Source organism: Oleiphilus sp. HI0117, from assembly GCF_001635235.1.
On sequence record NZ_LWGA01000292.1, the window covers coordinates 1 to 7427 of the forward strand.

Genomic DNA, 7427 nt, shown 5'->3' on the forward strand with positions numbered 1-7427 from the left:
ACAAAATAGTGAACAAGTCAGCACTTCAACTGCCATACTGCCTCACACAGAAGCAGAGATAGATCATTCCAGCAAATCCCTTGGAACTCTGCACCGAAGCACTACTGAAGACATTCACTTTGAAGTAAGCGGCCAAGTTGATACACACTATGAATTTGACGAAACCAGTCATGAAACAGCTTATGGCCAAATCAATTACAACAGCGACGGCAGCTGGCAATACACGCTAGACAACAACACTTCGAAAATTCAAGAACTGGGGGCAAACGACTCCCTTATCGACAGCATCGACCTAATCAGCAAAAGTGGCGACAAATTTACCCTCAATATCACCATACATGGGATTAACGACAGCGCAACAATCTCTGGCGACAAGAGCGCTGAAGTTTCAGCACTAAGTAACTATAGCCCTGGTGAAAGACCCGAAACGATCAGCGGCACGCTTACTGTTAAAGACCTCGACCAAGATGAAGCCCAAATGCTGGCTGAAGACATGGTTGAAGGCGCATACGGCTTTGTAAGTATTTCCGCTAGTGGCGAATGGACTTATTCGCTCAATAGTGAGTCAGACGCAGTAAAAAGCCTTCATCAAAACGACACTTTGCATGACCTAATCCCGCTAAAAAGCGTGGACGGTACTAATCAACTTCTCAAGATCACTATTTTTGGCGCCGATGACAAGCCTTTTTTAAGCGGTGACAACTCTGAAACGATCGACTTAGCCACTTCAACTTATGCCGAGCAGAAGCTAAACATCGATGATCCTGACTTTGGTCAGTCTCACTTTATAGCAGCCGAAGACATTGCCACACGCTCTAACTATGGCACTGGTAGCATTGATGAACACGGCAACTGGCGATACGAACTAAATACTAACAACCCGAAAGTCATCTCTTTGGGTGAGAAGGAACGCTTGTTTGACACATTTGTTGTCGAAAGTGTTGATGGCACGACACAAACAGTCATTATAAAGATTGAAGGAAGTGATCAGCCACTCTTTGCCAACAACAGCTCCAGCAAGCCAGAGACCCTAGAGTTAAATCAAGTTCTACATGATGACACAGAGAACGACCTAGAAAGCGTATTCGGAAAGGCTAACTCTAGCCATCAGTCCACGGGCGAGACCCTAGACAATGCCAATACAAGTGCAAGCGAGATTTTACAGCAAATTACTCAGCAAAATCTTCAAGACAACAACCTCATTACTTAAGAGAGTTGAAACTCTAGGCACTGTAAAGTGTAAACGCAGCACTCGAACTGACTTATTGAAAAACAGATTGCGACCAGAGCATGGCTTAGTCGTGCAGACACCAGAAGAAAACCTTGGTACCAAGTATGAATTTGGTCGAATAGTATGCTTTAACGGACGTTGAAACGATTTGAACTTCCAGAACTTCCTGGGTTACCTTATTCTAAAATTCATCCCCCAAGGAATGCTCACCACAGTAGTCATCCTCGCGTAGGCGGGGATCCATTGTTTTTGACCGAAAACTTATTAATTCGATTACTTCTGTAGCTTCAAATGCTGCCTATTAATCAAGACACTGGATTCCCGCCTACGCAGGAATGACTGGTTTTTTTTTGGGGGGGGGCTTGAGCGTCAACTTAGCGAACTTTCAAGGCTTTGATATTTTGTTTGGTCATGTCGCGCTCTGTATTACAAGCTGTAAAATCGGGTTTGAGCCGATACATATAAAGCTAGAGCGTATCGCCCTCCGATAATATAGACACATTCACCTGGCCCAATTTTTCTCTCAGCTTTTCTCTATCAACAAGCTTAGCCTGTACTGCGCTAGGCAGTTCGGTAAACAAAATAATACCTTTCTGCACCAGCAAGGAGATGAGGTCTTCCGTCACTCTGGCCAAGTCAGCATCGCTATCCTGTAACGCTAAAAATAAAGCCTCCTTTTCTTGCTGATCCATCATCATGCCCTTTCGTCCAGGAACTTAGTTACTTTAGGGGATATCGTAATATTTTGAGACAAGTGATCCAGCAAACTACCCTGCAGGTACAACAGCTCATACTTAATCAAATACAAGTCATATCGCGCCTCACTACTTAAACGCTTAGCATTTAATAGTTCATTCTCGGCATCCAGCAGATCAATCAAGCTTCGCTGGCCAATATCAAACTGCTTAATGTAGGCTCGCTTGGTGTTTTCTGCCGATTCTGCATAATCCTGAAGTAAGGCGTAACGAGTCGATAAACTCTGGTAACGATGCCAAGCCTGCTCAGCCGCTAAGCTTAACTCACGCTGCGCATCTTCCATGCGATACACTGCCCGCTTAACACGCAGAGCAGCCTTATTCTTAGCCGCTGAGTCTCGCCCACCGTTGAATAAGTCATATTGCATACGCAGCATCACAAAAGCATCATTATTTCGCCCTTTAACACCATCAAGGTTATCATTCCAACTCGCACCAGATTCCAGATAAATCGAAGGTAAATTAGTAGACTTCGCTGCCGAACGCTCAGCCTTGCTCGCTCGAAGCGCTCGCGCTTCAGATAATAACTGAGGATTCTGTGAGGACACCTCTTCCAATAGCTGTTCCAGCGAATTTGGCATCGATAACAAGCCTGGACTAAAAGCCAAAGATAAAGCAGGCCTTGAGCCTACAACTCGAAAATAAGCCGCCTCAGCCGCTCTAAGCTTAGCCTTTGCTGCCTCGACATTTGCCAAAGATAAAGATAAACGCGCACTGACCTGACTTACCTTGGCTCGGTCATCTTTTCCCAAACGAGCTCTCATACCCACGTCTTTCGCAATCCGTTCATGAGTTTGCAGGTTCGCAATATGATCCTCAAGAGCAAAGTTCGCACGCATAACATCCAAATGCGCCTGCACAGCATCATAGGCTAGCGTTTCTGCCTGAGAGCGCATCGCTAGACGTCGTGCCTGCCCCATCTCTACGCCGCTTTCACGCTGCCAATGAGTTTGAAAGCCATCAAATAACATTTGCCTTAAGGCAAGTGAAGCTTCTCGGCGCTCCATTTGTTCAGAGCCACTTCCCGTCAATGACCTTGTCGAAGTGTTATTACTATGCTCACGCCCGACACCTAGAGATAAAACAAGCTTAGGTAGAAACGCAGACTCCCGTTCCTCGATGTCCGCCATCTGAGCATACAACTCGCTGACCATTGCTTTAAGTTGCGGATGACTGGCTAAGGTTAAGCTCACGCTCTCCTGAATGCCACGAACTGCCGAAGCTTTCTTAGACAGCCCTGGCTCATCTATAGTGTTCGAGAAACTTGAATCTAGCTCTTGGGAAAAAACAGGGGCCACGCTAAAACAGCCTGTGACAGCTAAGCACAAGAACAAGCGCGAAAGAAACTGCATTTTATTATTGCCTCTACGTTAACAACCAAACTGGTTGCTACTTATTATTATCTATCCGTAGATAAAACCCTGAAAAGTTGCATAGTGAGCAAGTCAAAACTTACTGTTCGGTCAGCGCAACCTGCCGGGCTTTTAATATTGGTTTCAAGAGATACGTCAGCAAGGTTTTCTTCCCTGTCAGAATATCTACTTGGGCAATCATACCAGGAATAACCGGAAGGAGCTTGTCTCCGAACTTCAAGTTATTATCTCGCGTCTTGACGCGTACCAGGTAGAAGCTATCACCTTGTTCATTTGTACTGGAATCAGCACTAATATGAACCAGCTCAGCTTCGAGCCCTCCATAAACCGTGAAATCATATGCGGTGAATTTTACCATTGCTTTCTGTCCAGGGTACAGTCGTGCAATATCGGCAGGGCGGACTTTTGTCTCAATTAGCAAAGCATCCTCCATCGGGACAACACTCACCAAATCCATTCCCGGCTGAATAACCCCACCCAAGGTGGTCACCATAAGCTCTTTAACGATACCATTAACAGGCGATCGAACCTGGGTTCGGTCAACCCTATCCTCCAATACATCGTGACCTTGAGACATCTGAGCCAGCTCTGCTAACACATCATTTAATTCAAGACGAGACTCAGACCTAAAGTCCAACTCTAACTGAGCTCTACGATTTGTCAGCTCTTTGATAGACGATTCAATTTGCGGCAACTTCAGCTCAATATCTGAGGCTCTCCCCTTGGCCTCCAAGACACTCTTTTCAGACCTGATCAGCTCCACCTCAGAGACAACCCCTTGCTCAAACAAAGGCTCCAATATTGCCAACTCCTTTTTCACCAGCAACTCCTGCGCTCTAGACTGACGAAGCTGACCTTGAAGCTGATCCAATAATTGGTGTTTCTGCTGAATTTGCTGACTTATTATTACTTTGGAGGCTCTTAACTGTTCAAGCCTTTGAGTAAAAAGCGCTTGCTGCTCTCTCACTAAAGCCTGGTCATCACGAACCAGAGATTCAGAAAAAGAAAGCTCTCCGCCTTGCGCTTCGGCTCGCAGCCTTTCTGAGCGAGCCTGAAGCACTCGCACTACCTGTTCACGCTCCCGAAAACGGGAAGCAAGCTGCTTATCATCCAGTTTTAATAAAACCTGACCGGCTTCGACTTCCTCACCTTCCTCCACCAATAATTCCGAGAGAATGCCACCCTCAAGATTCTGGACCAACTGCAATTGCTTCGAAGGGATAACCTTACCTACACCACGAACCAACTCATCCACCTCTGCATAAGCAGTCCAGCAGATAAATGAAAAAGAGATCAAAATTATAAGCCACAGCAAGCGTCGTGACTTTATGACATTACCATGATCATTTAAGGCTTGAGTGATAGGGGTTGAACGGAACTCAGTCATTGGAAACACCTCCCTTTCCATGACCTTGTTTATCATTGTGAGCACTTTGGCTCCCTGCCTGAATCAAGCCTCGCTTGAGCGCATCCAAAACACTTTCCTTTGGCCCATCAGCAACAATTTTTCCTTGATCCATCACGATAATTCGGTCCACCAGGGCCAGCAAAGAAGCCCGGTGCGTGCTAAGTAGCAGCACCTTATCCTTAGAGATATTCCGAATATTATTGATGATCATCTGTTCTGTCTGATTATCCATTGAAGAACTTAACTCATCAAATAACAATAAGTCAGGGTCATTGATAAGCGCTCTAGCGATTGCCACACACTGCCTCTGCCCACCAGACAAGCCTTTCCCTTGCTCTCCTATCGGCATATCCAAACCCATCTCATGAGTTTGAACCAATTCCGACAAACCTGACAAATCCACCGCTTTAAGCAAAGCTTCCTGCGGCACTTCTGGAGCCTTCATTAGGATATTTTCACGCAGACTACCGCTAAACAGGGTAATTTCTTGGGGAACATAAGCAATAGACGACCTTAGTTCACTTGCGTTCAAATGCTGAACCTCGAAGCCATTCACTAATAATTGTCCGGCATCAGCTCTACCAAAGCCCAGCAACAACCGCAGCAGTGAACTTTTTCCAGAGCCAATCTTTCCAATAATCCCTACTTTTTCACCTGCATTCAAAGACAGATTAATATCCTTCAAAACTTTAGGCCCACCCGAGTACGAAAAGGATAAATCTCGCATCTCGATGCTTGTTATTTTGCCCCCCAAACTCAGCGATTTAGAAATATCTTCCAATTCATCAGCACGCCGAGACAAATCATCCAAGCCCTTAAGCGCTGACCTTGCTTGTTGGTATTGAGATATCAGGTTAGCAATCTGGGACATCGGCGCTAAGGCGCGAGAACTTAACAGCACACAAGCAATCAAAGCGCCTAAACTCAAAGCTTGCTGCTCAATCTGATAAACACCGACAATTACAATCGCCATGGTTGAAAGCTGCATAACGGAAGCTGATACGATCGATACAGAGTCGGTCAGATGCTTGGCTCTCGCTCCTAATAGCGACATGCGCACCAGCGCTCTCTCCCACAAGCCCTGCTGACGCCCTTGCGCATTAAGGGACTTGATCGTTTCAATGCCGCTTAAGCTCTCAACCAAAACACTATTTTTTTCAGCGGCTGCCTGCTGCATCAAATCAACCACTTTTTTTATCGGGAAATGCACAACGTAACCATAGAGCAAGAGGAAAGCAGCCGCTATTAAAGGCACCAAGGCCAGCTGCCCACCCACAGAAGCGATAACCAATAGAAAGATAATGGCAAAAGGAACATCTGCGAGCGCCGTCATTGTCGCCGCAGTAAAGAACTGCTTGATCGAGTCAAACTCTTTCACCTGACTGGCAAGTGAGCCCACTGACGAAGGAAATTCTTCAAGCCTGATATTCAAAACCTTGGAAAATAGCTTACTCGACAAAACCAAGTCTAAACGCTTACCGGCCTGTTCCAAAAACACATGTCGAAGCAATTTTACCAGCAGCTCAAAAACGATCACTAAGACCAGACCTGACGCCAAAACCCAAAGCGTCTCGATTGCCTGATTGGGAACTACCCGATCATAAACATTCATGACAAACAATGGCGCAGCCAAAGCAAAGACGTTAATCAATAAAGTCGCTGCAATAATATCCCGATAAACACGACTTAAAGCTCTTAGCTCCTGCCACATCCACGAAGCAAAACCACTTCTTCTTGGCTGGTCTAAGGAACTGCTCGTATGCGCCTTTGGAAATACCGAAACCAGCTCTGCAGAGATTTTCTCACTAAGCTCAGGCGCGCTCCAATAAGCCTGCCCCTCTCCCTCAGAGCTAAAAATTTTAACGCTATAAACACACCGGGAAGTATCGTAGCGCTCAATCACGAGCCAAGCCTCATCACTCCCTTTAAGCTGAGCAAGGCAAGGCAAGGCGGCCTTTTCCAGGTCCGCCAAATCCATTTGGCGGCACTGTAATTTGCCTTGGCTATGAACCGCTCTCATCATACCGCTACTTGAAGCTCTTTCGTCTACGGGTAAGCCGTGCAAAAACACCTCACGTGAACAAGCAAACCCAGCTAGCGCCATGACATGCAGATAAGCATTTTGAAGATAACGCGATACAGCTACTTGAGCAGGCTCTACTGCTTCAGCACTCGATACATTCGCCGCATTGTCATAAGAGCTACTGGCGGAATTATGGGACAAAGAAAAAACCTCAAATATCAAAAATAGCTCATCAAATTGTGAGCTAAACTATAGATGAGCTTTAGAAGCGAAAAGACTCTCTGTTACACTGCTTCTTCAAAGCTTTTTCTAACTATAGCAGTTATTTAACGAGGGTATAGACTGTGCTTACACAAGATCAATTCAAGACTAGCAATTTGTTGATCGCCATAAAGGTTACTTTATTGGCTTTATTGTTTTTCGTCAGCACGAGTAAGCTGTATGCCGAAGAAAGCACCAGCACAACAACCGTCTATAAAGTCACAAAACCAGATGGCAGCATATCGTACTCAGACCAACCACAAAGCAACGCCGTCACCTTGGAAGTCGAACCCGTTCCAACCATACCTGCACTAAAACCAAGCCCCATAAGTTTTAGCTCTGCACCTACAGACGACAGCTTTCTTTACCAGTCACT

At 45.7% G+C, this 7427-nt stretch carries 6 protein-coding genes; 2 read left to right on the plus strand and 4 right to left on the minus strand.

Annotated elements, in window-relative coordinates; genetic code table 11:
• On the plus strand, nt 1–1210 hold a 1210-nt coding region (locus tag A3757_RS03690), incomplete at its 5' end, for a VCBS domain-containing protein (protein WP_197469717.1).
• A 488-nt stretch (nt 1211–1698) separates the two neighbouring features.
• On the opposite strand, the gene A3757_RS03695 is transcribed toward A3757_RS03690, so the two are convergent.
• From A3757_RS03695 to A3757_RS03710, 4 genes are all read right to left on the minus strand, one after another.
• Nucleotides 1699–1929, minus strand: a complete 231-nt coding sequence (locus A3757_RS03695; RefSeq protein WP_156490360.1) for a hypothetical protein — start codon at nt 1927–1929, stop codon at nt 1699–1701.
• Entirely contained in the window at nt 1926–3284 is a 1359-nt protein-coding gene (locus A3757_RS03700; RefSeq protein WP_197469718.1) for a TolC family outer membrane protein, read from the minus strand. Before A3757_RS03700 ends, A3757_RS03695 begins: the two co-directional genes overlap by 4 nt.
• A 154-nt stretch (nt 3285–3438) precedes the next feature.
• Nucleotides 3439–4746: an HlyD family type I secretion periplasmic adaptor subunit gene (locus A3757_RS03705; protein WP_197469720.1), complete on the minus strand. Its 1308-nt coding sequence runs from the start codon at nt 4744–4746 to the stop codon at nt 3439–3441.
• The gene (locus A3757_RS03710; protein ID WP_068553558.1) at nt 4739–6991 is read right to left on the minus strand and encodes a type I secretion system permease/ATPase; all 2253 of its coding nucleotides are present in this window, start codon (nt 6989–6991) and stop codon (nt 4739–4741) included. Before A3757_RS03710 ends, A3757_RS03705 begins: the two co-directional genes overlap by 8 nt.
• 143 nt (nt 6992–7134) lie before the next feature.
• Between A3757_RS03710 and A3757_RS03715 the strand changes: the two genes are divergently transcribed.
• Nucleotides 7135–7427: hypothetical protein (locus A3757_RS03715; RefSeq protein ID WP_197469722.1), on the plus strand; the 293-nt coding region annotated here is incomplete at its 3' end.

Bases quoted from the DNA above. Each gene is read 5' to 3' on its own strand.
- A3757_RS03695 (WP_156490360.1), bottom strand. From the start codon at position 1,929: ATGATGATGGATCAGCAAGAAAAGGAGGCTTTATTTTTAGCGTTACAG.
- A3757_RS03705 (WP_197469720.1), bottom strand. From the start codon at position 4,746: ATGACTGAGTTCCGTTCAACCCCTATCACTCAAGCCTTAAATGATCAT.